The sequence below is a fragment of the Bacillus sp. 0102A genome (genome assembly GCF_036765155.1).
In the GTDB taxonomy this organism is placed as follows: Bacteria; Bacillota; Bacilli; order Bacillales; family Bacillaceae; genus Bacillus; species Bacillus subtilis_G.
Map to the genome: position 1 here is coordinate 159,037 of NZ_JBAIZW010000006.1, position 26,642 is coordinate 185,678.

28 protein-coding genes are annotated in these 26,642 nt (G+C 46.5%); 3 read left to right on the forward strand and 25 right to left on the reverse strand.

Annotated elements, in window-relative coordinates:
• Positions 1-25 precede the first annotated feature (25 nt).
• The 22 genes from rhgW to V6D41_RS15110 all read right to left on the reverse strand — a co-directional run bounded on the left by rhgW (position 26) and on the right by V6D41_RS15110 (position 20,148).
• Positions 26-1,870, reverse strand: a complete 1,845-nt coding sequence (rhgW, locus tag V6D41_RS15005; protein WP_442893068.1) for a rhamnogalacturonan lyase — start codon at positions 1,868-1,870, stop codon at positions 26-28.
• 138 nt (positions 1,871-2,008) lie between these two features.
• A complete protein-coding gene (locus tag V6D41_RS15010) occupies positions 2,009-2,635 on the reverse strand; it encodes a YesL family protein (protein ID WP_333518744.1) in 627 nt (208 codons plus the stop codon).
• Positions 2,632-3,294: a YesU family protein gene (locus tag V6D41_RS15015; RefSeq protein WP_148963548.1), complete on the reverse strand. Its 663-nt coding sequence runs from the start codon at positions 3,292-3,294 to the stop codon at positions 2,632-2,634. The genes V6D41_RS15010 and V6D41_RS15015 overlap by 4 nt, the downstream gene beginning before the upstream one ends.
• A complete protein-coding gene (locus V6D41_RS15020; protein WP_333518745.1) occupies positions 3,287-3,985 on the reverse strand; it encodes a rhamnogalacturonan acetylesterase in 699 nt (232 codons plus the stop codon). Before V6D41_RS15020 ends, V6D41_RS15015 begins: the two co-directional genes overlap by 8 nt.
• Before the next feature lie 13 nt (positions 3,986-3,998).
• The gene (locus V6D41_RS15025) at positions 3,999-6,284 is read right to left on the reverse strand and encodes a helix-turn-helix domain-containing protein (RefSeq protein WP_333518746.1); all 2,286 of its coding nucleotides are present in this window, start codon (positions 6,282-6,284) and stop codon (positions 3,999-4,001) included.
• A 21-nt stretch (positions 6,285-6,305) separates the two neighbouring features.
• The gene (gene yesR, locus V6D41_RS15030; RefSeq protein ID WP_148963545.1) at positions 6,306-7,340 is read right to left on the reverse strand and encodes a rhamnogalacturonyl hydrolase YesR; all 1,035 of its coding nucleotides are present in this window, start codon (positions 7,338-7,340) and stop codon (positions 6,306-6,308) included.
• Positions 7,341-7,355: 15 nt separating this feature from the next.
• Positions 7,356-8,246: a carbohydrate ABC transporter permease gene (locus V6D41_RS15035; RefSeq protein WP_333518747.1), complete on the reverse strand. Its 891-nt coding sequence runs from the start codon at positions 8,244-8,246 to the stop codon at positions 7,356-7,358.
• Positions 8,247-8,249: 3 nt separating this feature from the next.
• A complete protein-coding gene (locus V6D41_RS15040; protein ID WP_333518748.1) occupies positions 8,250-9,179 on the reverse strand; it encodes a carbohydrate ABC transporter permease in 930 nt (309 codons plus the stop codon).
• On the reverse strand, positions 9,176-10,459 hold the full coding sequence (locus V6D41_RS15045; RefSeq protein WP_333518749.1) for an ABC transporter substrate-binding protein: 1,284 nt from the start codon (positions 10,457-10,459) through the stop codon (positions 9,176-9,178). Before V6D41_RS15045 ends, V6D41_RS15040 begins: the two co-directional genes overlap by 4 nt.
• Before the next feature lie 103 nt (positions 10,460-10,562).
• Positions 10,563-11,669, reverse strand: coding sequence for a response regulator transcription factor (locus tag V6D41_RS15050; RefSeq protein WP_333518750.1), 1,107 nt, complete (start codon positions 11,667-11,669; stop codon positions 10,563-10,565).
• A complete protein-coding gene (locus V6D41_RS15055) occupies positions 11,669-13,402 on the reverse strand; it encodes a cache domain-containing sensor histidine kinase (protein ID WP_333518751.1) in 1,734 nt (577 codons plus the stop codon). Before V6D41_RS15055 ends, V6D41_RS15050 begins: the two co-directional genes overlap by 1 nt.
• Entirely contained in the window at positions 13,399-14,028 is a 630-nt protein-coding gene (locus V6D41_RS15060) for a YesL family protein (RefSeq protein ID WP_333518752.1), read from the reverse strand. The genes V6D41_RS15055 and V6D41_RS15060 overlap by 4 nt, the downstream gene beginning before the upstream one ends.
• A gap of 115 nt (positions 14,029-14,143) precedes the next feature.
• Positions 14,144-14,446, reverse strand: coding sequence for a YesK-like family protein (locus V6D41_RS15065; protein WP_333518753.1), 303 nt, complete (start codon positions 14,444-14,446; stop codon positions 14,144-14,146).
• A gap of 22 nt (positions 14,447-14,468) precedes the next feature.
• Positions 14,469-15,011: a GNAT family N-acetyltransferase gene (locus V6D41_RS15070; RefSeq protein ID WP_148963538.1), complete on the reverse strand. Its 543-nt coding sequence runs from the start codon at positions 15,009-15,011 to the stop codon at positions 14,469-14,471.
• A gap of 122 nt (positions 15,012-15,133) precedes the next feature.
• A complete protein-coding gene (gene cotJC, locus V6D41_RS15075) occupies positions 15,134-15,703 on the reverse strand; it encodes a spore coat protein CotJC (RefSeq protein ID WP_087992477.1) in 570 nt (189 codons plus the stop codon).
• Between the two features lie 14 nt (positions 15,704-15,717).
• On the reverse strand, positions 15,718-15,981 hold the full coding sequence (gene cotJB, locus V6D41_RS15080; protein ID WP_010329138.1) for a spore coat protein CotJB: 264 nt from the start codon (positions 15,979-15,981) through the stop codon (positions 15,718-15,720).
• Positions 15,965-16,213: a spore coat-associated protein CotJA gene (cotJA, locus tag V6D41_RS15085; protein WP_003219489.1), complete on the reverse strand. Its 249-nt coding sequence runs from the start codon at positions 16,211-16,213 to the stop codon at positions 15,965-15,967. The genes cotJB and cotJA overlap by 17 nt, the downstream gene beginning before the upstream one ends.
• 149 nt (positions 16,214-16,362) lie before the next feature.
• Complete coding sequence (locus V6D41_RS15090) at positions 16,363-16,956, reverse strand: spore coat protein (RefSeq protein WP_442893069.1); 594 nt, start codon at positions 16,954-16,956, stop codon at positions 16,363-16,365.
• Between the two features lie 136 nt (positions 16,957-17,092).
• Positions 17,093-17,812: a YebC/PmpR family DNA-binding transcriptional regulator gene (locus V6D41_RS15095; protein WP_333518754.1), complete on the reverse strand. Its 720-nt coding sequence runs from the start codon at positions 17,810-17,812 to the stop codon at positions 17,093-17,095.
• A gap of 160 nt (positions 17,813-17,972) precedes the next feature.
• Positions 17,973-18,152 carry a phosphatase RapH inhibitor gene (locus V6D41_RS15100; protein ID WP_333518755.1) on the reverse strand — a complete coding sequence of 60 codons (180 nt, stop codon included), beginning with the start codon at positions 18,150-18,152 and terminating at the stop codon, positions 17,973-17,975.
• Positions 18,142-19,284 carry a Rap family tetratricopeptide repeat protein gene (locus V6D41_RS15105; protein ID WP_333518756.1) on the reverse strand — a complete coding sequence of 381 codons (1,143 nt, stop codon included), beginning with the start codon at positions 19,282-19,284 and terminating at the stop codon, positions 18,142-18,144. Before V6D41_RS15105 ends, V6D41_RS15100 begins: the two co-directional genes overlap by 11 nt.
• A 354-nt stretch (positions 19,285-19,638) precedes the next feature.
• Complete coding sequence (locus V6D41_RS15110) at positions 19,639-20,148, reverse strand: hypothetical protein (protein ID WP_333518757.1); 510 nt, start codon at positions 20,146-20,148, stop codon at positions 19,639-19,641.
• Positions 20,149-20,274: 126 nt separating this feature from the next.
• On the opposite strand from V6D41_RS15110, the gene V6D41_RS15115 reads away from it, so the two are divergent.
• Positions 20,275-20,973: a DUF421 domain-containing protein gene (locus V6D41_RS15115; RefSeq protein ID WP_333518758.1), complete on the forward strand. Its 699-nt coding sequence runs from the start codon at positions 20,275-20,277 to the stop codon at positions 20,971-20,973.
• A 57-nt stretch (positions 20,974-21,030) separates the two neighbouring features.
• Here the strand turns inward: V6D41_RS15115 and V6D41_RS15120 are convergent, their stop codons facing one another.
• From V6D41_RS15120 to V6D41_RS15130, 3 genes are all read right to left on the reverse strand, one after another.
• Complete coding sequence (locus V6D41_RS15120) at positions 21,031-21,357, reverse strand: four-helix bundle copper-binding protein (RefSeq protein WP_087992471.1); 327 nt, start codon at positions 21,355-21,357, stop codon at positions 21,031-21,033.
• Between the two features lie 491 nt (positions 21,358-21,848).
• Positions 21,849-22,856, reverse strand: a complete 1,008-nt coding sequence (locus V6D41_RS15125) for a hypothetical protein (RefSeq protein ID WP_333518759.1) — start codon at positions 22,854-22,856, stop codon at positions 21,849-21,851.
• A 104-nt stretch (positions 22,857-22,960) separates the two neighbouring features.
• A complete protein-coding gene (locus V6D41_RS15130) occupies positions 22,961-23,881 on the reverse strand; it encodes a DUF5655 domain-containing protein (RefSeq protein WP_333518760.1) in 921 nt (306 codons plus the stop codon).
• 195 nt (positions 23,882-24,076) lie between these two features.
• Here V6D41_RS15130 and V6D41_RS15135 point away from each other — a divergent pair, with 195 nt between their 5' ends.
• Together V6D41_RS15135 and V6D41_RS15145 are read left to right on the forward strand one after the other, a co-directional pair.
• The gene (locus tag V6D41_RS15135) at positions 24,077-25,798 is read left to right on the forward strand and encodes a T7SS effector LXG polymorphic toxin (RefSeq protein WP_442893070.1); all 1,722 of its coding nucleotides are present in this window, start codon (positions 24,077-24,079) and stop codon (positions 25,796-25,798) included.
• 20 nt (positions 25,799-25,818) lie between these two features.
• Positions 25,819-26,364 carry a hypothetical protein gene (locus tag V6D41_RS15145; protein ID WP_333518761.1) on the forward strand — a complete coding sequence of 182 codons (546 nt, stop codon included), beginning with the start codon at positions 25,819-25,821 and terminating at the stop codon, positions 26,362-26,364.
• Positions 26,365-26,642: the final 278 nt, after the last annotated feature.

Sequence of the window (26,642 nt, forward strand, 5' to 3'; positions counted from 1 at the left end):
GCCCGTTCCTTCCCTCCCTTTCTGTTTATGGCGTATACATATTCGGTTTTGGCTGTTCCGCCATGCCGTGTCCTAAAAAGAAACTTGTGTGCGGCGGCTGGTTATACGCGACATTTTGCCAGGCGATGCCAAGCCGGTACACAGGATCATGCATTAGCGTGTACAGCCTGTGCTCAGTCGGAATGGTCGTCGTGTAAATGCGCAGCGCACTGCTGTCCTCCGTTCTCCACACGACTTCCTCACGCCAGTCCCCAAGCAGATCAGCCTGCAGCGCCGGTGTTGCTTTTGTTCCATTGTTGGAGGCTGCGCCTGATGCAGTCAGCACATTTTTTGATACGCCGTTTTGATAATCCCACTTATCGATTCGGTTACTGTCCAGCTGTTCCCGCAGCAAATCGCCGTCCCACCAAATGCCGAAGTTGGTCGAGGACGGAGCACTGCTTCCGATTTTGACCCCTTTCGCTGTGTAAAGAGAGCCGTTCGCCCACACTTCCTGTCCCGGATAACGCGGGTCGATATCGGCAGCCATGCCCCGGCCTACATCCTTGCCTGCATGAACGCCCCAAAGGATTTTTCCGGTTGCCGCATCACGGAAGGATAAACCGTATTTTGCGTTTTTGTCCTCATGAACTTGAAATACCTCAAGACCCGGCCGACTTGGATCAAGATCCCCAGTATGGAGGGCATCCCCGTGGCCCAAGCCAGTCGAATATATGCCTTTGCCGTCATGATCTACAGCCATTGAGCCGAAGATGATTTCATCCTTACCGTCTCCGTCAACATCCGCAATGCTCAGGCTGTGATTCCCCTGTCCGGCAAACGCTTCATTTCCCGGCTGTGAGGAATCAAATGTCCACAGTTTTGAAAGCTTACCGCCTCTGAAGTTATAGGCAACAATCATGGACTTGGCATAATACCCTCTAGTCATAATCAGACTCGGCCGCTGTCCGTCGAGGTAGGCAATCCCAGCTAGAAACCGGTCCACCCGGTTGCCGTAGCTGTCTCCCCAATCCGACACATTGCCGCGGGCCGGTTCAAAATTTGTTGTGACAAGCTCTTTCCCGGTTGCACCTTGAAACACAGTGAGATATTCAGGGCCTGAAAGCACACGCCCCTGTTCATTTCTGTAATCAGCATTGGCATTTCCAATCACTTTGCCCGTGCCGTCTTTTGTCCCGTCAGCCGTTTTCATCGCCACTTCCGCTTTTCCGTCACCATCAAGGTCATACACCATAAACTGGGTGTAGTGCGCTCCCGCTCTGATGTTTTTGCCGAGATTAATCCGCCATAATTTCGTTCCGTCCAGTTTATACGCGTCAATCAGCACGTCACCCGTATAGCCATCCTGTGAGTTGTCCTTTGAATTAGACGGGTCCCATTTCAGGATCAGCTCGTATTGCCCGTCGCCATCCACATCGCCAACACTGGCGTCATTGGCGCTGTACGTGTAAGCTTCACCCTTTGGCGACGTGCCGCCAGTCGGTTTATCCAGCGGGACGGAATGATACGGTTGCGCCCATACGGGGGCTTTTTCAGAAGCCGCCTGTTCGGTTCCGTTTACGATAGCCCGAACCGTATACGTTGAGGCCGCCGATCCGTTTTTATCTACATAGTTCGTGCTTTTGACAGGTACGGCATTCAGCTTTTGCCCGGCTCTGTACACATTGAACGAAACAGATGCGTTTTCAGTGCCAAGAAACCGCCAGCTGACAAAAATGCCGCCGTCCGTCTTGACTGCCACAAGCCCCCGGTTCAGCTCTTCCATCTGCCGCGCTGCCCCTTCAGCTTTCACAGGACATACAGAGGCCCCCATCACCAACAAGACCAGCAACATCACAGCGGTAAACATGCGTTTCCTTCGAGTAATCATCAGACAGCTCCTTCTCATTTATTTGTAAGCGCTTACTTAAATTGGATTTTATGCGCTTTGTGAGCGGTCTTCAATTACACTTTTTTGCATCTGCCTTTTTCAGACACTGCACTTTTTTGCGCGATTGTCATTTTTTTGTTACCCAGCTTGACGGTGCTCGGCTTCCGTCTTTTGAAACCCCCTGAAAGCAAAAAACATCGACACAAGCCCAAATAAACAAGGGCCGTAAAAAGGAATCAGGCCAGGAAGCATATACAGCAAATAAAAGACAAATCCACACCCCATCAGCATACAGCCGGTCGTCAGCGGCCGCATGGCGCCATACAGCAGCGCTTGTGGAATATATTTACGAAGCGGGAGCTGGTAGTGCACATAAAGGGGAAACACATACAGCAGCGCGATGATATACAAAAACCCAGCAAGCAAAGTGCAGCTTGTTACGGCAAACGACAGCCAATCCGTACTGGCATAAAAATAATGATAGTTCGCGGATAATATGAGCAAAAGAGCCGCAAACGCCAATCCGATCGCATTGACCTTGAGAAATTCTTTTTTGTAGGTATCGAGAAATAACGGAAACACCGGGACATCCTTTTGCCCCATCAGCCATTTCCGTATGACGGCACACATCGCGGCTGTACTCGGCGCCCAGCCAAAAAGAACGCCGCCCAAAAGCGTAAACAACAGCCACAGCCCGTTGAGCCACGCGATTTTCACCACCGCTTCGCATCCTGCGTAAAGCGCATCCGTTACCGTCGTCTTCATCTTCTCACCGCTTGATGCACAGCAAAATTTCGATAAGCGGCTTTCATGGGCGCCATCTGCCGGAGCCCGATTTTCCCTTTTGTTAACACAGGCCCATGTGCGCTGCCGTCGTCCGTCCACTCAAGAATGGGCAGATCATTGATTGAAAAGTGCACATAGCCTTTGTCTTTGATGAGCTTCATCTGATACGGAGAATCAGCGTCGTCTGGAGAAGGCAGCGGGTCAGCTCCCATCGCGGCGAGGTGGAAACCGCGGCTTTTTCTTAAATTGCAGGTGCGGAACGCTCTTTCTTCCGCGTATTTTCTGCGGAAATACGACAGGTGGAGCGCGTTGATGTCTCCTGAATGATATTCAGGGTACTTTCCCGTTCTTTTCTTGAGACTTGGATCAAACAAATCCTCGCCTCCAATCCCCGCGGCGGAAAAAAACAGCATACACAGTCCAGGCTGCTCAATCGGCGAGAAGTCCCACGTCACAATGATGCCGTCCGGAAAGGTTTCCGGGCACCAATAGACAAAGTGTGCTTCGTCCTGAACATGCGACAGGTGCAAGCGGTGATCGTCAAATGAAATCTGTCCGCCTCCCTCCATACGCCAGTCCTTCACATCGCTCGCTGACCGGAGCGGGTTACGGTACAGGCACGCACCTTCCTTATACATCTTCTTTTCCCTCCCGGCTCACGAGATGGTCCTTCAGCGGAAGGCAGAGTTCCTCAATGCCTTCTGCCACAAGCTTCGCAACCTCCATTGCCCCTTCTTCCGAAAAATGCGTATTGTCCGCAATGCCTTCCGGATAATTCGGATGTTCATTCGGCTGAAGCCAAACGAACAATCGCTTCGACTCCTCCGGCCCGTATGCTTCATACAGCACCTTTGTTTTCTCTAGCAGATCGATCACTGGCACAGCAAGCTCCTTTGCCAGTGCTTTCATCGCATCAGGATATTCGCCAAGCGTATGCTCGATCCGCCCGTTTTCATTAAAGCTGCGGCGCTGCACTGATGTGACGAACACAGGATGCGCTCCCTTTTCGCGTGCCGTATCTGCAAACAGGGTGAGAAATTGCTGAAACGTAGAGTACGGCTGCGTCCCCCGTGGTTTCTGGTCATTGTGGCCGAATTGAATAAACAAATAATCGCCCTGTGTGATGCGCTCGGCAATCGCCTGAAGTCTTCCTTCCTCCACAAAAGAATTGGTGCTCGCCCCTCCTTTGGCGTGATTGCGCACCTTTACATCTTCGGAAAACAATTGCCCGAATACCTGCCCCCACCCCGCCATCGGCGCTTCATGAGGCGGGCAGTCACTCACGGTGGAATCACCCGCTAAAAACACTTGAATCGGTTTCTCCATCACATGTCCTCTCCTTTCACGGCGTTTCCTGATACATTTGCCTGAAGACACCCGGCGGCACGCCGACCTGTTTTTTAAAAATCCGGTTAAAGTAATTGTGTCGGTAGCCGACTTCTTCTGACACGTCAAGAATTTTCTTATTCGTATTCACCAGCAGCTCTTTCGCCTTTTCAATTCTGATTTGGGTCACATATTCAATAAAATTAATGCCGGTTACTTGCTTAAATGCCTTGCTTAACGTGTATGAATTCATGCCAAGCGCATCGGCACAGCTTTCCAGCGAAAGATCCGCCATATACTGTTCATGAATCATGGCCATCACACGTTCCGCCAGCTGCTTTTCTTGTCTGTTTTTTCTGCCCTCAAGCTTGGAAAGGTATGGTGTAACGACAGCATCCATCATCCAGGCCGCCGCTTCACCAGGTTCGCGCAATTCTGAAATCTCCAGAAGCAGATCCCGATGCTGAAACAGTTCGCTCGGATTGAGCCCGGAATGCAGAATATCCTCCTGAATGCGGGAAAACACTTGAATCAGGGCGGAGTGCACCTGTCTGTCTATGCCCGCCTTTTCCGCCAGTTCCTCCATGCAGACACGTATCAGGTCCTCGGCTTCCTGTTTTCTTTCCAGCCGGATGGCCCGAACAATTTGTTTTTCCAGCTCAAAAGGGTAATAAGGGGCGGACTGCTCATCCTGAGGGAAGCCGGCCTGTAAATCAATCACCTGATGCCGGTTGGCAAACCGCCTGTGGGATTTTCCGCTTTTCACATCCTGATATAAAGAACAGATTTCCGCGACGAGCTCCGTCTTCCTGCTCATCGTCCCGGTCAGGTGTAATCCGGTAAGATCGTCAAATTGGTGTGCAAGCTCCGTTACGTACGCCCTCAGATCATCTCTGTTTGTTTTCATCACAAGCACGGTGACGGAAAGCCGGCCGATATCAAGAATGGAGGGCTGAAAACAGTGTTTTTCCGCAAGCTCCTCGGCCAGATTGGTCAGGGTAAATACAGCGAGCTGTTCATCACCGGCGCGGAAGATGCTTGTTTCGCAGCGGAGCCCTGTCACCTGAAGATCAAGCACCTGAAACACGCTTTCTCCGATGTTCCATCCAGCCTCCTCCATTCGTGATCTGAGACTTGCCTCATTGTCATAGTAAAAATCGCCCTGCAAGAGGTGCTGCAAAAAACTCTTTTTCATATGGGGAGTCTGCCGCAGGAGCTGCTCTTGAAGCTTCCGGCTTTCAAGGGATAGGTCATGCCATCGCTTTTCAATCCACTTGAATTCATCCTGCCCGGACACCTGCCATGTTTTCTTCTCTCCCCCGGTAAACAAGCCAAGCAAATGCTGAATGGGGCGATAGATTTTTTTTGCTGCGTACCACGTCATGCACACCGCTAAGCCGATGCAAATGACAAGCATGACGATGATCACTTTTGATAAAAACACCATCGGCGCTGTAATGGCTGAAAGAGGCGCCGCTGACACAAAGGTCCACTGCTGATGCATGCGGTTCATTTCTCCAAAGGAGACGGAATACAACGTGCCGCCCCATTCCATCTGAAAATGCCCTTTCTCGTCCGGCTGTTTTTTTATCTCTTCCATTAAAGTCTTTTCTAAATCCTTTTTTCCTTCCTGAAAAAGCACTTCCCGATTTTGGTCCAGAAGCAGCGCACTGCCCTCAGGATAAGGGGACAAGCTTTGCAGGATCGACTCCATTTCTAACGGATCAACCGTCAGCATGATCGCGCCGAACGGTTTCTCCGCCAAACCCGGAATGAGCTGGATCAGCATCGCTTGATTTCCGGATCGGTTCCAATAAATACTGTTGTCCGAGGCAAGCAGCGAGCGATACTTGCGAAGCGTCTCCTGTTCTGTCAAAGCGCTGTATTCAGGGCTCAGCACAAGAGGCCGGGGGCTGTTCAGAAAGATGGAAGCCTGCTCGATCAGCGGCTGCTGGTCCCGTAAAAGAAACAGCTTTTTCGTTAATTGATAGGAGAACGTATAATCTTTCTCCAAATCCTTCTCTGCCAATCCATTCATCAGCGAAGAATCGTATGCCATCTGGGTGAGAGTCAGCTCCAGCACTCCCAGCTTTTCATCCATCCGGCTAACTTCCCGCGCCACCTGTGTTTCATGCGACCTCTGCAGTTCCTTCTCCACCTTGTCGATCGAAAGAAAATAGATAGCGCCGCCAGTCAGCAATCCGGGAATACAGGCAATCAGCAAAATGAAGACAAAGTTTCTTTTGAAATACGTTCCCTTCCAGCGTGAAACCCGTTCCTTCTGTTGAGGCTGTTTTTTCATCCCTTTCCCCCCGCCGCCGCTTTACTGATACACTCGTTTTTTCGTTCTTAGCACATCAGCAAGAAAAGTCAGCGCTAGTCCCTGTCCCCATCCTTGTATTCGTTTGTAAGGCACCTGTTTGTATCCTTCGGCATTTTTCATGACGGCTGTTCCGGCCGATACCTTGCTGACCCGTCCGTCCTCTTCCACCGCATCCAAAATGGCGGCAAGCGATTTCTGCGCGTATTTTGTATACAGCTTTCCGTTCGGCAAAAGAGCAGATGCAATGCCCGCCGATGCCGAAACCTCAAGATACGAATCCGGATCATCCAAAATGGTATGCCAGAGGCCTGATTCATCCTGCAGCCGGACGAGCGCGCTCAGCTGGTCTCTGAGAGAGCCGTCAATGATCATAAAAGAAGGATGCGTCACCTCAATGAGGGGAAGCGCCTTCGCCATCGTGAGTGCGGCCCAGCCGTTCGCCCTGCCCCAATAAATCCCCGACAGATGATTTTGCGCTTTGTTGTCCCAGGCGTGATAGTACAAATTTGTGACAGGATCTTGAAGCACATCTTCATGTCCGTGGAACTGGCGCAGACCGTCTTCAAAATAATCCTCACGCTCCATCACCCGCCCGATTCTCAGCATAAACAGCCCTGCCATCATCAGCGTGTCCGCCCATGCTTGCTCAGGAAACACGTATTCCGTCGAATTAACCGTATGCTGAAGGATCCCCTCGCCAAAGCGCGGCGCCTTATGCAGCACATATTCCGCCATCTCACCCGCCGTTTCCAAATACACGTGATCACCCGTCACCTTGTGGAGAAACAAAAGCGTATGGCCGATGGAAACTCCGTTGATCGAAAGCGGCGGCAGCCCATCCTCAAGCTGTTCATCAACCCATGTTTTTAACAGATTGATATACTCCTCGTTTTCCGTCGCTTCATACGCCTCCGCCACGCCGTAAAATGCCACGCCGCCCGGCCAATCCCATGCAAAATCCATTTGGAATGTCCTTTTCACAATCCGGTCAATGACGGATGTGACCTTTTCTTCATCAAAGATAAGCTGTGCCATCTGCAACACTCCTTTTTATTTTAATCCGGTCGTACTAATGCCCTGAACGATATACTTCTGAAACAAAAAGAAGACAAGAATCACAGGCAATAACGAGACAGCCGACATGGCAAACATCGCACCCCAGTTCGAAGCTGATTCCGTATCGAGGAAAAGCTTCAGCGCGAGTGAAACAGGGTAAAGCTCAGGTTTATTCAAGTACAAAAGCGGCTGAATCAGCTCCTCCCACTTCCAATAGAAGGAGAAAATCGCAGACGTCGCAAGCGCCGGGGCAATCAGCGGCAGAATAATCCGCCAAAAGCAGGCAAAACGCCCGCATCCATCGATTCTCGCCGCTTCATCCAGCTCCTCGGGAATCGTCCGGATAAACTGGATCATCAGAAAAATAAAAAACGCATGCCCGAAAAATGGCGGAACGACAATCGGTTTAAAAGAATTCAGCCAGCCTAATTTCGCAAACAAAATATACTGCGGAATCATCAGCACTTCATGCGGCAGCATTAACGTCCCCATCATGCAGACGAACCAAAACGCTTTTCCTTTAAACGGGATGCGCGCAAATCCGTACGCAATGACAGCCGATGACAGGACGGCGCCGATTGTGGACAGCCCGACAATGATCGCCGAGTTTTTAATAAAGGTCAGAAACGGCTGCCCCGCAATGCCCTTCCATCCTTCCGCATAGTTGCTGAGAATAAAAGGGTCGGGAATGAGAGAATGAGAGGTTGTAAAAATACTGGAGCTTTCCTTAAACGAGCTGACAAACAGCCAAATGACCGGGTACAGCAATAACACCGCCAGCGATGCCGTAAAAACATGAAACAGTATGCGCTTGAGCCTGAAGCGTCCGGCTTTTTTTCTCTCAACAACCGGGGCTTCTCTGACAGGCTGGTTGACCGGCTCCATCCGTCATTCCTCCTTTGACTCGTAATGAACCCAATAGGCCGAAGTTTTAAACAAAATCAGCGTAATCAGCCCGACAATGATCAGCATGACCCACGCCATCGCCGATGCGTAGCCCATTTGAAAATAGTTAAACGCCCGCTGGAACAAATAAAGCGAATACAAAAGCGTCCCGTCAAGCGGCCCGCCCTCGCCCTTTGAAATGATATAGGCAGGTGTAAACGTCATAAAAGCAGAAATCGTCTGCATCACTAGATTAAAGAAGATAATCGGCGTGAGAATCGGAAGCGTAATTTGAAAGAAACGCTGCACCCGATTTGCCCCGTCCACACTGGCCGCTTCCAAATACGAAGACGGAATGTTTTTCAGGCCGGCCAGAAAAATCAGCATCGATGACCCGAACTGCCAGACGGACAGCAAAATCAGTGTCCACAGCGCGCTTGTCGGGTCCTGATACCAAAGAATTTTTTGATCAATCCCCACAAAAAACAGCAACGCATTGATGACCCCGTCATTGCCAAAAATATTGCGCCACATAATCGCCACGGCCACGCTTCCGCCGATGATCGAAGGCAGATAAAAGAGCGTTCTGTAAATGGCCGTTCCTTTTGATGCATTGTTTAAAATGACAGCGATAAAAAGCGCGAAGCCGAGGCGGAGCGGAACCCCGGCAAGCACATACGTAAACGTCACCTTCAGCGACTGCCAATACTTTTCGTCACCCGTAAACATTTCCTTGTAGTTATTGAGCCCGATCCATTTCGGCGCCGTAAACAAGTCATAGCTTGTGAAGGACAGAAACAGGGACGCTCCCATCGGAATCACCGTAAAACAAAGGAACCCGATAATAAACGGAGAAATAAAAGCATATCCCGCCAGATTGTCTTTTCTCATACTCCGGCTTTTTTTCATTGCGTCAGCCCCATTTCTCGTCAATTATTCCTCTCTAAAATTTCATTGGCCTGCTTCCGGAACGTTTTGGCGGCTTTTTCCGGCGATACCTTCTGAAACAGAATTTGATCAGACGTATCCTTCAGCAGCTTGATGACCTCCGCGCTTCCCACAGGCTCCGGCGGATCGGCTTTGCTGATGTGTTTTGAAGCGGTTTCTACATATTCCACAATGTTGGCCTCTTCCTCAGTCAGCTTCGGTTTAATCTCGTCCGCCACCTTGTCGGATACCGGTACGCCCCGCTCGCCTTTGATCAGCTGGTTCGCTTCTTCATTATTCACGAAGAAATCAATAAACTTCGCGGCCTCTTTTTTATGCTCAGAGCTTTTTGGAATCGAAAACAGCATACTCGGCTTCAGCGTCAGCGCCTTTTCCTTCATTTGCTCCGGCGGCAGATAAAGAGACAGCGGCGAGTCTGTCAGCTGGGCAAACCCCAAATATTGATTGGAGTAGTTCCACGTAATCGCCGACTTGCCTTTGACGATAAAGTCGTCCTCCATCCCTTTAATCTGTGCGCTTTCATCGGGCGTTGGAGATGTTTTCGCTTTCACCAGCCTCAGCTGCCGTTCAAAATAATCGACAAACAGCTGATCATCCTGATACGCGAGGCCTGTGCCGTCTTCTTTATAAAAACGCTCACCCTTCGTGCGCAAATAATAAGGGAAGAAAATATCAGGCGGATGCATGCCGTTGGAGCCGTAGACGCCGGCTTGTTCGTGAAGATCATACGCCAGCTTCTCGTAATCCTCCCACGTCCAGTTTTCCTGATTGACGGACGCACCGGCTTTCTTCAGCAAATCATCATTCGCAATCACAGACAGCACGTTGACGCCCAGCGTAAACCCATAAAGCTTATTGTCAATTTTTCCGCCCGACAGCATATTCTCGTCGATTGAACTGACATCAATCGTTCCATCCTTTGTATACGGCGTTAAATCTTCCAGCTGGTTCTTCTTGCCGTATTGTGCCAAATAAGCGGTATCCATTTGAATGACATCGGGAAGCTGGCCGGCGGCAGACATCGGCGCGAGCTTTTTCCAGTAGTCATCCCAGTTCGCAAATTCTGCGTCAATATGGACGTGCGGATTCTTTTTTTCGTAAAGTTCAATTACCTTCGTTGTATAATCATGCCTTGGCTGCCCGCCCCACCATGCGATTCTGAGCGTAATGTCTTCTTTTTTCCCCGATGCCTCTTCACCCGCAGAACATCCGCTGAAAAAAAAGACGCAGACAAGCGACAGCAGCACGTAACAAATCTTCTTCAAACCAATCCCCCCTTTAATGTAAGTGCTTACATTTTATTTTAAAGCGTTCAGATAGGGAGAAACACTCAAAAAACAGTGGGGAAAGTAAAAAAAACAGAGATGGCTATCCTGCGGAAGCGCCTCCCTGTTTTTTTCTGAATTCTGACGGTGTCAGACCGGTATATTTTTTAAAGACGAGACTGAAATACTTCGGATTATCGCCAAACCCGATTTCTTCCGCGATTTCTGAGACACTCGCGTCCCGCCTGATTTTCATCTGCTTCATCGCATGCTCAAGACGCACTCGCGTCACGTATTGGGAAAATTTCTCGCCTTTTTCCTGTTTAAATAATTTTCCCAGATAATCAGGATTCATAAACAGCATATCCTTCGCCGCCCATTTTAAGGACAGATTCGGATTTCCGAGCTCATCGGCAACAAGCCTGATCATTTTCGAAATCACTGCGCTCCCGTGCAGGTCACCAGACGTTTCGACGGTGTCCCGAAACAGCTGCCCCGCGTGCCGGAGTTCCCCCGCCTGGCTGATTGCCATCCGATAGTCCCCGAAAACGTCCGCCGCCTTTTCAGCGGCGTTTTCCTCCACGGCGAGCACCGTCCATTCCCCGCTGCTGCAAACGGCTGTCAGCGCCGAACCGAATGCCTCTCTAGCCGCAGCATCAACAGATTGTTCCCCTTTTAAAATCAGGAGGCGGACCTTTTTTCCGACAAGTGAAGGCAGCGGTGACAACTGGGCTACACCGGCGATCAAGCCCTCCAAGTATTGATCGGCGGCAAAGGAACGGATATGATCGAGCTCATGCTTCAGATGAGCGGTTCTCTTTTTCCGCACATCGAACTGCTTCAGCTCGGCCATGATCTCTTCCAGCGAGCTGATAATCTGCTGTTCATTGCAGGGCTTCAGCAAATAATGCTTTACCCCGTATTTCATGGCTTCCTTCGCGTACTCAAACTCTCCAAACCCGGATAAGACGATAAATTGAACCGACGGACTGACGGCTGACACCTTCTTAATCAGCTCAAGCCCGTCCATACCGGGCATTTTCACGTCTGTGATGACAATATGCGGCTTTTTGCTTAAGATTTTGTCATACGCTTCATTCCCGTTCTGCGCTTTGCCGATCAATGAAGCGCCAAGCGCCTCCCACTCAATGATTCCCGCCATTCCGTCAAGAATAATCCTCTCATCATCAGCCAGCAGTATCTTATACATCACGCCACCTCATTTCGGCACGGTATTGTGATCACAATCCTCGTTCCCTTGTCTTGCTCACTATAAATGCGCAAGCCGTACGGCTCTCCGAATGTCAGCTTGATGCGTTCACGAATATTCCAAAGCCCGATTCCTCTTCCGCTCGATGTTTCGAGAATCTGTTCATCCATGCCGGGACCGTTATCTTCGACCGTAATACAGGCACAGTTCTTCATTTTTTTCGCCTGAAGGCGGATGGCGCACGGCCTGGTGAAGGGCTCAAGCGCGTATTGAATCGCATTTTCGACCAGCGGCTGAAGCGTCAGTTTCGGAATAAGGCAATGCTTTACTTCTTCGTCGATATCCAAAGTGAAATTCAGGCGCTCTTCAAATCGAAACCGCTGAATGGTCATATAGTGAAGAACGATGTCCGCCTCCTCCTGAATGGTCACTGTATCTTTTTTCATATGAATGCTGTTTCGCAGCAGAAAGCCGAGCGATTCCACCATTTTTGAAATTTGTTTTTGCTGATTCGCCTTTGCCAGCCAATTGATGGACTCGAGCGTATTATATAAAAAGTGCGGGTTGATCTGGGCTTGCAGTGCCTTCAATTCGGTTTCTTTAATGATGAGCTGCTTTTCCACATTTTCTTCCATAAGCTCGTTAATCCGTTTCATCATGACAGTAAAATGGCGGTTCAGCATGCCGGCCTCATCCTGTGTATGTTCCGGCAGAGAAAGCGATACCCCAGCCTCAATGCCGCCGTCCTGCACCGATTTCATAGCGGACACAAGCTGCTCAATCGGCTCCGTGATGCTGTTGGCGATTTTTCTTCCGAAAAGCAACACCGCACAGAAAAACAGGAGAAAACACGTGCCGATCACCGTTTTCATAAAGGAAATTTTTTCGAACATCTGATCAAAGGGGATGACGTTATAGTAGCTCCAATTTTGATAGGATGATTGAAGGAAAGAAATAAAGTAACGTTTGCCATTCTTTTTTATCAGGTCATAACCAGGGTGCTTCAGCGTCTCCTTTGCCGCCTCAGACGCCAACACCGAAGCATGTGCCGAGTACACCAAATTCCCGCCTTGGTCGGCGATCATGATGTCTCCGACCGCATCGCCCCAATCCTTTGGCAAATCACGAATCATCTGTTTCACATTGACTTGAATCAGCACCATGCCCAAACCGTTCAAACTCAGCTGATGATAGGATCTGATCTGCCGCGCTGAAATGAGGACAGGATCTGAACCGCCGAGCGTCATCCAAAGATTTCTTCCATTTTTCGCTTTGGCTCGTGTAAACACCTCTTTCTGCTGCTGCTTCAAAAGATCTGAGGAACTGCTTCCGGCTGAATACTCTGAGCCGCGGGCGTCAATCAAATGAATGGAATCGATGTACTTTTCATCGCCGGCATATTCCGCCAGCTGATCCCACAGCTCCTGCTTCATTTGATACTGATCGTACGTATCATCACGATTTTGCGTCATCAGGATGCGCTGAATCTGTTCGTTCGTAATGATTTCATATGACACATCCTCTATCTTTTTCAGTTCGTCTTCGATCCTTTCAGAAGACATCCGCAGCACCTCCGACGACTTGCGGTAAATCTGCTCATCATACACATGAAAGGCGTACTGCACCCCGCTGTATACAAACAGAAAGGACACGGCCATAATCATAGATAGAAACACAAACAGCTTATCCCTAATCTTCATCCGCCTGTACCAGCCAGCAGCTCTTTTTTTCATGCCGCCTTTTCTTTCTCCTGACGCTGATCCATTGACCGAAACGCTTTAAAAGATAGCTTCGTTAAGATCAGGCTAAGTAAACTCCCGCTGAAAAACAGCAGAAACACAACGTGAAAAAGCACGAGAAACAACACACCGACAGCGCCCGCCGCCATCATGAGCGTCACCGCCGGACGGCTGAAGGCAATCAAAAAACTGATGCTCAGCACTTCTCTGATTTTCACATCAAAATGAGAAAACACCGGAAACACGTACAGCACAACAAACGCGAAAATCAAGCTGATGCTCAGGAACACATTGACGAGCAAAGGCTGATTCATCTGAGCCGCAATCCGCATATCCGCAAACAGAAACAGGCCGGACGTCACAAGCATGAGCCCGAGGAGCTGCGCTGCCCTCCACTCCTTTTGAAACGCCCGAAAAAAGACAGAAAACACCGGTGCATCCGTGTTCCCCTTCGCCCATTCTCTCGCCACTGAAAACATCGCGGCAGTAGCGGGCATCAATCCAAACACAACCAGACCCGCAAGAGAAAACAAGAGCCAAAGCACATTCAAATAGGCCAGTCTCATCACCCACGTACAAAAACGATTCAGCCCATTCGTCACACTGTGTATCATTAACATCACCTTCCTGATCCAGAAAACGCTTTCATTTTAAAGTAATATGTATTTCTCTTTTCGAAAGAAAATTCCTGCCGCCTCGTGAAAAATTCGACATCTTTTGAGACAGCAGACGCCCTTATCTTTTCCTGTATCGCCGAATGGCCTTTTCGATCAAATATCCAGCAATAGCTCCGCAAATGACCTGAAATCCAAGCATGCCGAGCGCAGCCCCCTCCCAGCCGCGTACATACACGAGGCTGTACCAGATCGCAAGCACACCAAGGACAATCAGCCCGGCCAATATCCATTCCGGCCACCTTTTGTCAGGAAGCTTCCCCCGTACAAAAACGGATACGCTAGCGAACAGACAAGCGGTTACGATCCCTATCACAAAAACAAGTAACCACACTCCATGTCCCCCCTTTTTAGAAAAAGACAAAAAAGCCTCCTGTAAAGGACGCTTATTCTGCCGCAAGCTCTTTCTCAAATAAATGATAACCGGATGCATCAGCACCCATGAACTCATATCCCATACGCCGATAAAACGAGTGTAAGGCGTCATTATCAGCAACACAGTCAAGCCGAATCCGTGTTTTCCCCGGATAGTCAATAGCCGTCTCCGCCCAATGAAGAACGCGCGCCCCAAGTCCTTGTCCCGCAAACCGGCGGCTGACCGCCAGACGATGCAAATAAATGGACGCCTCATGCCCATCGTCTCCCCAAAGCGTCTGATCCCACTCGCTCGCTTCCGGCAACAGCATCACGACAGCCGCAAGCTCTTCACCTTTTTTAAACACAAACACATGTCCATTTTCAATTGAACCCATGATATCGTGTGTATCTTGCCCTTCCAGCAGTCCGCTCCATTGGTTAGAGCCCCGGTCCCGGAGCCATTCAGCTGTTCGGACAAGCAGTCCAGTAATCGACTCTGCATCCTCATACACGGCCGGACACGCACAAATTCCATCAGCTAGTGTTTCATTCGTAATCTTAAAAGATGACATAAAGGCCTCCCAATCCAAAAGTAAGCTTGCACACACCTTGATTATAATGCAGACCTTCCAGCAAAAACAGACATTTTCTCTGTATGTAAAAGGGGTGCATGAAAGAGAGGCCCGGCTGCCCGTTAGAAAAACTTCTTTTTATCCCGCTCTTCTTTTAAAATTTCAACCGCTTCTCTGAAGCGCATGGAATGCACAATTTCACGCTCACGCAAAAAACGCAGGGAATCATTCAAATCAGGATCATCGGAGATATCTATCAGCCATTGATACGTCGCCCGCGCTTTTTCTTCTGCCGCAATGTCTTCGTATAAATCGGCAATCGGATCGCCCTTCGCCTGAATATAAGTCGCTGTAAACGGCACACCCGCCGCATTATGATAAAACAGCGCGCTGTCATGATTCACGTAATGTTCGCCAAGTCCCGCTTCACGCAGCTGCTCCGGTGTCGCATCTTTCGTCAGTTTATACACCATGGTCGCGATCATTTCCAAATGGGCAAACTCCTCCGTGCCGATATCCGTTAAAAGGCCGATGACTTTATCAGGAATCGTATACCGCTGGTTCAAATAACGGAGAGCCGCGGCCAGCTCGCCGTCCGCTCCGCCATACTGCTCAATCAAATATTTCGCCAGCGTCGGATTGCACGTACTGACCTTAACAGGGTATTGCAACTTCTTTTCATACACCCACATTCAGGCATTCCTCCTTATACTTGCCACGGCCAAGGCCCTTGATTCCAATCCCAATCCTCGCCCGCGGGGCTGTTGCCGTACTGCAAAAGCGGTCCGTAAGAGGATTCGAACTTTCTTTTTAAGTGCCTTGAATAACCGGAATATTGATTGAATTGCTTCAGCGCGTCTTCATCATGAGGATGTGTATCTAAATAAAGGCTCAGCTCAACAAGCACAAAATCTGCAGCTTGAATTTGCTCAAGCTGACGGTAATACTCGGCATCAACCTTTTTTGCCATGGGCGTCTCCCCCTCGATAAGGGTTTTCATAAAAATCATAGAGATCCTTCCAAAGGGTGCCTTTCCTTAAAGCCTCCATCGGCGAAAACTGCTCCATATGCTCAGGCTGAAAGGTCATATAGAGATTAGGCGGCGTTCTGTAATATTTCTTCCCTATGGGCGGACAGGGATCAAAACGGCTGTGAAAGGGCGTGTATGATTTAACAGGCGTAAACGGCTGCATATCCTTCATTCCCGCTCCTCCTTTCTAAAATACAATGACCTTAATAGGTATGAGGCAGGAGGTATGATTATGACCGAAAACGCGGCTGAGCTTTTTCATTTCAATTAAAAGATAAAAAACACCCTTGGTCTGCAAGAGTGTCCCTTTTTACATCATCTTTATTTATAGCCGTCTTTTCCCCAGTGGCCCATATGGTGGTGATTATCTTTTCCTTCATGATAATGGGGATTATCCTCTTGATGATGTGGATTCCCATCATTCTCATGGTACATGCCATAGCTCGGGTAGCCTCCGCTTTGCATGCCGTAGCCCGGGTAACCTCCGCCTTGCATGCCGTAGCCCGGGTAGCCCCCGCCTTGCATGCCGTAGCCCGGATAGCCTCCGTCTTGCATGCCGTAGCCCGGGTAGCCCCCGCCTTGCATGCCGTAACCCGGGTAACCTCCGTCTTGCATGCCGTAGCCCGGGTAGCCTCCGCTTTGCATGCCGTAGCCCGGGTAGCCTCCGCTTTGCATGCCGTAGCCCGGGTAGCCTCCGCTTTGCATGCCGTAACCCGGGTAGCCTCCGCTTTGCATGCCGTAACCCGGGTAGCCTCCGCTTTGCATGCCGTAACCCGGGTAGCCTCCGCTTTGCATGCCGTAACCCGGGTAGCCTAGTCCTCCGTACATGTTAACCCCCGGACGGCCGATACCATAGCCTGGAGAAACACCAAAACCAGGTCCGCCATAGATCTGTCTTGTATCAGTATCAGTCATATTCACTCTCTCCTTCACATAGGTTACAGTCCAGAATATGAGAATACCTTACAGATCGTATAGGCGGCCGCCCATATACAGCTCATACAAATTCAGGGGACAAGAAAAAAGCAGGCCATCACAGCCTGCTTTTTTCTCATTCTCCTAAATCAACGTTGTGGTACACCTGCTGAACATCTTCCAAATCCTCTAATACATCAATCAATTTTTCAAATTGTTCCTTCGCATCATCCGGAAGCGTCACTTCACTTTGCGCAAGCATCGTCAGCTCGGCAACAGTAAATTCCTCAACGCCCGCGTTTTTAAACGCCTCCTGCACCGCATGGAATTGATCCGGCTCCGCATATACGATGACGCTCTCATCTTCTTCTAAAATGTCACGGACATCGACATCGGCATCCATCAGAATTTCAAGCGCTTCATCAGCTGTTTTGCCATCCACACCGATAACTGCTGTCGCGTCAAACATGTAAGCGACAGATCCGCTTACACCCATATTTCCGCCGTTTTTCCCGAACGCCGCACGCACTTCCGGCGCCGTACGGTTTACATTATTCGTCAGCGCATCAACGATGATCATTGATCCGTTCGGTCCGAAGCCCTCATAACGAAGCTCATCGAAATTCTCTTCCGCTCCGCCCTTCGCTTTCTCAATCGCACGCTCAATAATATTTTTCGGCACGCTGTACGTCTTCGCGCGCTCAAGCACAACTTTCAGCGCCTGATTGGATTCCGGATCAGGCTCGCCCTGCTTCGCCGCCACATAAATCTCACGGCCAAACTTTGCATAAATCCGGCTCGTATTCGCGTCTTTAGACGCCTTCTTCTCTTTAATATTGTTCCACTTACGGCCCATGATGCTCCACTCTCTTTCATATATATCTATCTACATATTGTTATTCACTTTATCCATTATACCTCAAATGGTTTGGTTGTTTCGAGTGTCTTGCGTTAGAAATAGAAGGAATGCCGCGGTGTAAAAGGATGAACTTCTTCCGTAAAGCAAGAAAAAAGCCCTAGCTAAGGGCTTTCTTCTCCTGATCAGCAATACTATTTTGAGGGGAATGATCGATATACGTCGTGTTTCGATCCGTTGATTCCTTAAAATCGCCGGGCTTTGTCAGGAAAGGAACCGAGATACTTCCGCAAATCAGGGTAACAGCAAGGCACATCATCACTTTTTTCTTAATAAGCATATAAACACTCTCCTTTTTGAATATCTTCTTGGGCTTTCAGCACTTTTCGATAAAACGCGGCAGCGTGTTCAAAATGACAGCGGCTCTCAAAAACAGCGGCAGCACTTCGGGCACATGCTTCAATGTAAGCGTGCAGGTTCTTTTTTTCAAAATAGTTTAAAAGATCATGAATTTTGCTTTCATCAACAGCCTCTTTGTACACGGCCTGCAAGAACGTATATAATTCTTTATAGAATTTATAAGACGTCAGTTGCGGATATGTTGTGATTTGTGCTAATCCTTCTTCTATTGACTGAAACGCCTCTTGTATCCGGCCAGCTTTACATCGTGTCCAGCTTAAACCTAACAAGACTTTCGGAAGCAGATCAGGTACCGTTTTTCTGATTACTTTCGCCGCTTTTTGATAGTGTTCTATCGCCATATGATAGTTTCCTGATCTGTCATAGCTGTTCGCGATGTTCAACAAAGAAATGGCGATAAACCGGTCGTTTTGGATGTCCATTGCTAATCCCAGCGCCGCTTCTAAATGCGGGAGCGCTCTGTCATAATGCTTGAAGTCATCATAGTTGCCGGCGATCACAAACAAGCTTTGTATGGTTCTAACACTGTATAGAGGATGTTTTTGATAAATGTCTAAAGCTTGAAGGATATGATGCATCGACACATGGGTTTGCTTCATATGGTAATACGCTTCCGCCACTTTAAAATGGAATTCCGCTTTCTCGATTTCATCTGACACAAACGGCAGCTCGTTCTCCGCCTCGCGATAAAACCCGATCGCTTCCACATATTCTTTTTGATCAAATTCATACATGCCGCGGAAAAACAAAGAGTAGTATTTCAAAAGGCCTGTGAGTTTTTTCTGAGGAGTTTCAATCGTTTCCCGAAGCTCTGTCACTGTAGGGCGATTCCCGTATGTTTGTCCCGGCTCCAAATAATCCAGCATCAGCTGGTGCCGAAAACACATGAGAGAATAATAGATCAGCAAATCCTGATCCTCTTCCATCTGCTGAATGTCCTGCTCCACCTCCGCTTTGAGAATCTCAGCATCCGGCACACTAAATTGACGAATCATCTTGTACCATTCATTAATCTTAACACCAACACGCGAAGACGGTATGGCTTGACTCAACGACTTCCCTCCCTCTATGTAAGATATGTCATATTTTATCAATCCAAAAATTTGAAAACAATACAAAAGGAATAAATTGTTTTTTCATCCTGTCAATTCGTTTTTTCCAAACAATAGTGCCTGACAGAGAAATCGTACCGGATTCTGTTTCCATGTCACAGCAAAATGTTTTTGCTTCCGGCACCTGCAGTCCGATAAAACAACCTGTGCTGCCCAATCTGAATTTCTTTTTGAAGCATGTCCAAGCAATAGCACCTCCTGAAAAATAACTCATCATCTGGTGTTCCCTTTTATGTATGTTTTACTCAAAAAAGCCTTTCCTTTTGATTGTTTGGAAAAGCTTTCGCCTACGGTTCACTCATTCCCGACATGCTGATAGCGTTGCAGTGTCAGCCGCTGCATTTGCTCACTGGCTATCGGAACAAATTCACTATTTCCTCTTCTGATAAGACGGGTGTAGAGCATTTGCAGCGCGGCATCTTGGAAAGACATTTGAAGATGAATATTCCTCACGTTAGGATGTTTCATCATTAATGCAGAATTAAAATTATCGCTTCCCATGAGTTTTGCGGTCGACCTAGCCTCAAGAGCGATATCTTTTTCAGCAGCCGAAAGAGCCCCTGAATGCTGGTGAAAATGAACATACGGCATTTCAGGCAAATGCACCTCACTCGTTTGATCCGGATTGATCAGCGCCAACATCGCCGTAACATGAGTTCTTAACAGATTCGCATGCAGGTGGAGCAAATCCCTCAAATCGCGATGCCGAACAGCAGATCCGTATGCTTTCAGCTTAGAAATCACACCTTCATGGGTGCTCAAATGCTCTGCCATTATCCCCAGATCTGCGGCAGGAAGTTTCATATGAAAATCCCTCCTTTATTGTCTGTATAGGCTATGAACGATTGAAAAAATGGTGCATTGTTTTCCCAAAAAATGATGAAAATAAAAAACATATGAATCGAATCTATATAAAAGGAGCTTTCGCCAATGCCTATTCCTCAACTGATCATTAGGCTGATTATCGCCTTTATCACCTTGTTGGTATTAACAAGACTGATGGGCAGAAAAGAAATCGCCCAGCTGACCTTTTTCAACTTTGTTTCAGCCATTTCCATTGGAACCATCGGAGCATCGCTTGCCATTAACTCCACCATCAGCATCAGAAATGGATTCATCGCCCTGATTGCCTGGACCGTTTTTACACTCATCGTCGGATTTCTGGATATTAAGTTCCCTGCAATTCGGTATGCGGTTGAAGGGCAGCCGGTCATCTTAATAAGAAAAGGTAAAATAATGGATAAGCAGTTAAGAAGCGTCCGTCTTGATCTCGATGCTTTACAAACCTTACTGCGCAAAAAAAATATATTTTCCTTAGCCGATGTCGATTATGCCATTTTTGAAACGGACGGCAGTCTATCCGTCCTGAAAAAGGAAGCAAAACAAAACGTGACGAAAAAGGATATGAACGTTCAAGGAGAAAATGCGAAGGTTTCCCATCCCGCTTCAGTCATAGCCGATGGGAAAGTGAGAGAAGACAACCTGAAAAAATTGAATCTGAACAAACAATGGCTGATGGACCGGCTAAAAGAATACGGCATCCAACATCCTAAAGAAGTATTTTACGCAGAAGTTCAAACAGACGGCACTCTGTATATTGATAAAAAAGAAAATTCTCCATCTGAATAAAAAAGGCTTGAAACAGTCTAATCTAACTGTTTCAAGCCCTTGTTCATACCCTCATTGTTAAACCGCCTGTTTACAAGCCTCGGCACAGGAAAAACAAGCCTCGGCGCAATCCTGACAATGCTCTTTGTCATGCTTTTTGCATTCATTTCCGCAAGCCTCACAAATCGCCGCACAAGCCTGTGTCAGCTCAGAAACAAACGGCGTGCCTCTTACAATCGCTTGCGCAACATACGCACAAATATCAGCACATTCCCGGTCCAGCCGAATGCAATCCGCCATCATATTTTCATTTTCTTCTTTTAAACAGGCGTCATAGCAATGGTTGCATGCCACCATGCAGTCGTGCAGCGTCTCGACCAGCGATTGATATTGTTCATATGCCATTCGTAAACCTCCTCAAGAATGATTTCATTTATACCATATCCGTTCCCCCTGCCTGTAAAACATGACTCCCTTATCAACAAAAAAGACCTATGTCCGCAACACTGGTACGTTGCGGCATAGGCCCCTCGTTTTATTTCATATAAGTATTTACCAGTTCGTAACAGCGTTCTTTCGCCGCATTTCCAATTCCATCACCTTATTGACGCGTACTAATGAACCGCCTTCTTCTTTTATGCTGATCTGCCGCCGCATCTCTATCCTTTATACATTGGCGCTGCTCCATGCGCAAAGTATCCATTTCTGAATCAGAAAGCTACTTTTGCAGCACACGGTAAATCTCATTTAGCAATGCATCCCACATATGATAATTATAGCCTTGGTCCTATACCATCTGATAATCACTTTGTTTTTCTTTCTACTCCCCGCATAGTAGCTTTCTTATTTTATAAATACATTTCATTTTTACAGAAGGAAAAAAAGACTGAATGAGCTTAATCAACCACAACAAAATCCTGAACCTTCACCTGTTCCTCAGGCAAATCAAACTGATAAAGCTTCTTCTTAGATTTAATATCAAACACACTCACGTACCCGCCAATGCCCTTCTTATGCTCTTCCTGGGCAACTATATACAGTTGATTCCCCTTAAACTTCGCCTCCATGTAAGGGAATTTCAAGCCGTATGTCCGAAAAGAAAAATCCTTCCCATATTCCAGCAAGTTAGCCTCACCCTCTTTGTCTTCATACGTCACGTAAAAATGGCCGCTTTCTTTGTCATAGTACACGGTATCAGCGTATTCAAGATCATCAGGATACGGAATATATGTCGTCTTCCATGTCCCTTTTTCAATAACACTCAGTTTGTGCTCCGAGCTCGCGACAATAAACTCGGCTGAATCTGCAAATTGATCTGCATTCGAGGCTAAACCCAGAGTCTTAACAATTTCCTCTGTTTTTCTATCGATCACATAAAGAGACATGCTTTGGATGATATAAATATAGTTCTCATCATTAGAACCCATCGTGACAAGCGAAGGCAAGGTAAGACTATATTCCTTTTCCGTTTTTCTATCGTTTATATGTATCTCATTCCCCGTCGTATCAACGTTATACGCCTTAACAGAGACATCCTTCCCCTCATACCAAAACGCAAATGGATCTGATAGCGGATGCTCTTTGATCACATCCTCCTCCAGCGTGTAATAATAGGACTCGTGTTCCGCTAATAATACAATGTCTTTTGATGAACAAGATTTCGTTTGAATGTAAGGCACATCCGCCACCTTGAACATGCGCCTATTAAACCTGTCGCCTGTTGAAGTCGAAAGCAGCGTGCTTTCTTTGATGAAAGGATTGGAGTAAATAAAAAAGATGCGGTCTTCTTCGGGGTGTATGGCGGAAGACTGGACAGGATGCGTATTCTTATTTTGAAAATAAATATATACAGCCAACATAAAAACACTTGCGCACAAGCCCAATAGTATAAAACGCTTTTTCATACAAACAACTCCCAGTATATGGTTCAGAACTCTATATCGTTTTCAACATACTCTGTACATTTCCCTTGTAACCCCGTAAAAAAAGAACTCCTCAATGGAAGCCCTCACTTATTTTGCTCATAGGATTGCTTGATCAATCCCATGATATATTCAATGTTTTCGTCGTCCTTTATGAAAATCTCATAGTCGCCATTTCCCCAGTGGCCGGTCTCAGAAACATCGCGCATTCTCTTTTCCGGATCGTGCAATTCTCCCTTTTTCATATTCACCCACACCTTAAGTCCGCTTTTTAAAAGAGAAATATCCACGAAGTTCCGCTTATTTGACGTAAACGCGATATAAATCTTCGTCGGTTTGATTGAAATATGATCGTCCAAATTTAAAATGAACTCCTTTAGCTGCTGATAAAGCTCTGTGGTGTCAAACGGCTTATCTGCAAGGTGTTCCTCTTCAGAAAACACTTTAATTTCTTTACTGACCTCTTGAATGGTCTCACTTTGCCGCGAAATGGTCTTAATCGACTCGGATACGCCATCCGCTTTCATTTGGTTCATATGAATCAGATCATTTTCGTATCTTTTCATCTCCCACAATTCAATTGGCAGATCTTTAAAATGGATGGATTGCTTTTGATACACCGTAAAAACAGGTGAAATAAAAATGACCTTCGACTGCGACCAGTCCACATCATCCCGCTTTAACGGACGATCATGATTCTCATTGTATTCAAGAATAAAATCAGCTTTATGATTAAGCATCGCCGCTAAATAAGCATACCCCTGGTCGACAACACTAAAGTTCTTCGTATTTTTATACTCGATAATCACAAAAGCATTCGTCTCATCATCAAACGCCAACGTATCAATGCGGAAAGTGCTGATCTTGAATTCGGATTTCACAAACCTGAGACCCAACATCTGCTGAAGATTGGCTTCACATAAATCCTGAATCTCTTTTTCTTTTTTAAACGGTTTCTCACGAATATCTTCGATTTGGTTTTGATTGTTTACTTTATAGAGATACATAGGGCTGCTCCTTTACTCAATCTAACTATGCTAACACTTCTTCGCTACAAAAAGTTTACCATATGAAATAGAATCCACGCACAAAGACACGGATCAAAAGTCTCATTTTTCTCAAAAAACAAGTTCCGACAGCCGTTCTCATCCTGCTCCGTGGTAAAATTTTGATATCGAGCGAATAAAAGAAGGGAAATGGTCATGAAAGTATTTGAAGCGAAAACACTGCTTTCGGAAGCGACAGACCGTGCAAAAGAGTACAAAGAACTAAGAACGCAAATGATTAACTTGAGAAAAGCGTTAAAAAGCGTCGCTGATCTTAGCGACAGCGAATTCTCAGGAAAAGGCGCCAGCAACATCAAAGCCTTCTACCACGACCACGTCGGTGTCACCGACCAATGGCTTGACTACATCGACATGAAAATCTCATTTTTCAACAGCATCGCCGGAGCCGCGGAGGACAAAGGCATCTCTGATGCATACATCGAAGAATCCTTTCTGGAGCACGAACTGGCAAACGCCCATAAAACATCAAAGTCCATCATGTCCGAACAGAAAAAAGCAATGAAAGACATCTTAAACGATATCGACGACATCATCCCGCTCGACCTGTTTTCAACAGAAACCTTCAAAGACGAGCTGGCCGATGCCAACGACAAACGCAAAAAAACACTGGAAAAATTGGATGCCTTGGACGAAGACCTGAAGACAGAATACGCCCTGTCAGAACCAAACGAACAATTTATCAAGTCCGACTTCCAAAAGCTCCAAGAGGCAACAGGCAAAGGCAAAAACGCCACACCTATCCACTACAACGCCAAGGCATATCGTGAGAGTGACATACATAAGAAAAAAGGCGACATTGAAAAGCGGACGGATGCTTACTTGAAGGTTAAGAAAGAGGAAGCGAAGGAACGCGAGATTGAAGAATTAAAGAAAAAACTTGCGGATGGTGTGTCCGATCCTGATGAGTATTTAGAAATTACGAAGAAGATTGGGTATGAGAATCTTGAGCCTTATCAACAACAGTATGTGATACAATTAGAAACTGCTAAGCAGGATGCTAAAATTTTAAAAGGAATTGGTGAGGGATTATACGATTTTGGAAAAGACACTGCGCTGGGTGTGAAAGATATGATCTTAAATGCACCAGAGACAATTAACAGTGTATACAAATTTTTAAATTCCTCTCCCACGCAACAACTCGCAACAGTTACGTTTACGGGAATTAATATATGGGCAGCGTTATCTGATTCATGGAAGCGTGATATGGTAAACGGAGACGCAGAGTCAAGATCGCGTTGGATCACCTATTCCTTGGCCACTGTTGTAACAGCACTTATTGGAACAAAGGGTATAGATAAAGTTGGAAAGCTAGGAACACTCACAGCAAAAAAAACCATTACAAAAAGTAATGAAGCACTTGTTACTACATCTGGAATGTTTAGTAACATGCTTACTAATAGAACAAATCAATTTGCTTTTGCGAGCGACTTTCAAAAAATACAAGATGTCCATAATGTACTAAACACTGAACGTCTTAGAGATGTATCAAAAAAAGAAAGTGTATTATTTCAATCAAATAGTGGGAGATCATCTACGAGCAGTAGTACTTTAGATGTTACATCTTTTGAAAAGAAAATGTATAGCATGAACGTCAATGAAAAAATTGCTTTTATAAGAGAAACCGCAGCCCCGATTGCTAAACAGAATGGCTGGAAAAAAGATTCTAAACTATCCACAATTAATAAACGAGATGTATACTACGATTCAAAAAGTAAAACATATTATGCTTTAGATACACAACATGGGCGATTTGAAGTCCTAAATAAAAGAGGGAAACATCAAGGGGAAGTCGATTTTAACCTTAATCCCACTAAAGAAGCGGACAAATCAGGCGGACATGATTTAAGAATGAAATAGATATTTTTGGAGGTACCCTTATGGATAAATTGATTGCTGATGCCATTAATAAATTCTACAATAAAGAGTTTGCACAAGAAGAGTATCTATCTTTATGTAAACAAGAAATTATCCTCTCTGAGTCATTAAAGTCTTATTTAAAAACAGAAAAAATAAGTTATGAAAATACAAACGAGGATGAAATTTGGCCTTCTGCTACATTTCGATTCGAATTTGAACCCTTTGAAAAAAATGATTTTCATATAAGCTATAGCAGCAAATTAATGATTTCTAAGTTGGCTCCTGTCTTTTACATACAACATGAATTTGAGTTAGAAAACATTGATCCAAAAAGAACAACTCCAATCCTAGATGGTTTTAGTACACAAACGTATTCTATGCCTCAACAGGAATTTGACACAAAAGTGAATCAAATTTTAAAAGATATGGGATATAACGCACTAGATTACCAAGAAATGAACGAAGTCATTTGTGATCTTGATATAAAAACAGAGCCTTTATTCGGCCCCCAAGTCACGGTAGAACTGGCATTATTTCATGATTTGCTTGAGCTTTGTCCGGAGTAGCAATGCTGGAAGATGAGTATTTTTTGGTGAATAAACTAAATGCATTATATAAAAGCATAGCTGAAAACGTTATCGAAATGATACCAGAACCCTGAGAGAAATTTTTGTACTATGCTCAGGATTCAGAGACAGGCGGAGGCACTTAATTTTTTATAATTCTCAAAATGAACCTAATCATTTTAAGGACAGTCTCGAAATTCCGTTTGAATTTGATATTGATGAAAATGAATTCAAAATTTAATGTAGTAAAGGTTGGTATCCTTTCACCTCTGCTTAAT

Excerpts from the sequence above, each read along its gene's own strand:
- rhgW (WP_442893068.1), bottom strand. The coding sequence starts at position 1,870 with ATGATTACTCGAAGGAAACGCATGTTTACCGCTGTGATGTTGCTGGTC.
- V6D41_RS15010 (WP_333518744.1), bottom strand. The coding sequence starts at position 2,635 with ATGAAGACGACGGTAACGGATGCGCTTTACGCAGGATGCGAAGCGGTG.
- V6D41_RS15015 (WP_148963548.1), bottom strand. The coding sequence starts at position 3,294 with ATGTATAAGGAAGGTGCGTGCCTGTACCGTAACCCGCTCCGGTCAGCG.
- V6D41_RS15025 (WP_333518746.1), bottom strand. The coding sequence starts at position 6,284 with ATGAAAAAACAGCCTCAACAGAAGGAACGGGTTTCACGCTGGAAGGGA.
- yesR (WP_148963545.1), bottom strand. The coding sequence starts at position 7,340 with ATGGCACAGCTTATCTTTGATGAAGAAAAGGTCACATCCGTCATTGAC.
- V6D41_RS15035 (WP_333518747.1), bottom strand. The coding sequence starts at position 8,246 with ATGGAGCCGGTCAACCAGCCTGTCAGAGAAGCCCCGGTTGTTGAGAGA.
- V6D41_RS15050 (WP_333518750.1), bottom strand. The coding sequence starts at position 11,669 with ATGTATAAGATACTGCTGGCTGATGATGAGAGGATTATTCTTGACGGA.
- V6D41_RS15055 (WP_333518751.1), bottom strand. The coding sequence starts at position 13,402 with ATGAAAAAAAGAGCTGCTGGCTGGTACAGGCGGATGAAGATTAGGGAT.
- V6D41_RS15060 (WP_333518752.1), bottom strand. The coding sequence starts at position 14,028 with ATGTTAATGATACACAGTGTGACGAATGGGCTGAATCGTTTTTGTACG.
- V6D41_RS15070 (WP_148963538.1), bottom strand. The coding sequence starts at position 15,011 with ATGTCATCTTTTAAGATTACGAATGAAACACTAGCTGATGGAATTTGT.
- cotJC (WP_087992477.1), bottom strand. The coding sequence starts at position 15,703 with ATGTGGGTGTATGAAAAGAAGTTGCAATACCCTGTTAAGGTCAGTACG.
- cotJB (WP_010329138.1), bottom strand. The coding sequence starts at position 15,981 with ATGGCAAAAAAGGTTGATGCCGAGTATTACCGTCAGCTTGAGCAAATT.
- cotJA (WP_003219489.1), bottom strand. The coding sequence starts at position 16,213 with ATGAAGGATATGCAGCCGTTTACGCCTGTTAAATCATACACGCCCTTT.
- V6D41_RS15090 (WP_442893069.1), bottom strand. The coding sequence starts at position 16,956 with ATGACTGATACTGATACAAGACAGATCTATGGCGGACCTGGTTTTGGT.
- V6D41_RS15095 (WP_333518754.1), bottom strand. The coding sequence starts at position 17,812 with ATGGGCCGTAAGTGGAACAATATTAAAGAGAAGAAGGCGTCTAAAGAC.
- V6D41_RS15100 (WP_333518755.1), bottom strand. The coding sequence starts at position 18,152 with ATGCTTATTAAGAAAAAAGTGATGATGTGCCTTGCTGTTACCCTGATT.
- V6D41_RS15110 (WP_333518757.1), bottom strand. The coding sequence starts at position 20,148 with ATGAAACTTCCTGCCGCAGATCTGGGGATAATGGCAGAGCATTTGAGC.
- V6D41_RS15115 (WP_333518758.1), top strand. The coding sequence starts at position 20,275 with ATGCCTATTCCTCAACTGATCATTAGGCTGATTATCGCCTTTATCACC.
- V6D41_RS15120 (WP_087992471.1), bottom strand. The coding sequence starts at position 21,357 with ATGGCATATGAACAATATCAATCGCTGGTCGAGACGCTGCACGACTGC.
- V6D41_RS15125 (WP_333518759.1), bottom strand. The coding sequence starts at position 22,856 with ATGAAAAAGCGTTTTATACTATTGGGCTTGTGCGCAAGTGTTTTTATG.
- V6D41_RS15130 (WP_333518760.1), bottom strand. The coding sequence starts at position 23,881 with ATGTATCTCTATAAAGTAAACAATCAAAACCAAATCGAAGATATTCGT.
- V6D41_RS15135 (WP_442893070.1), top strand. The coding sequence starts at position 24,077 with ATGAAAGTATTTGAAGCGAAAACACTGCTTTCGGAAGCGACAGACCGT.
- V6D41_RS15145 (WP_333518761.1), top strand. The coding sequence starts at position 25,819 with ATGGATAAATTGATTGCTGATGCCATTAATAAATTCTACAATAAAGAG.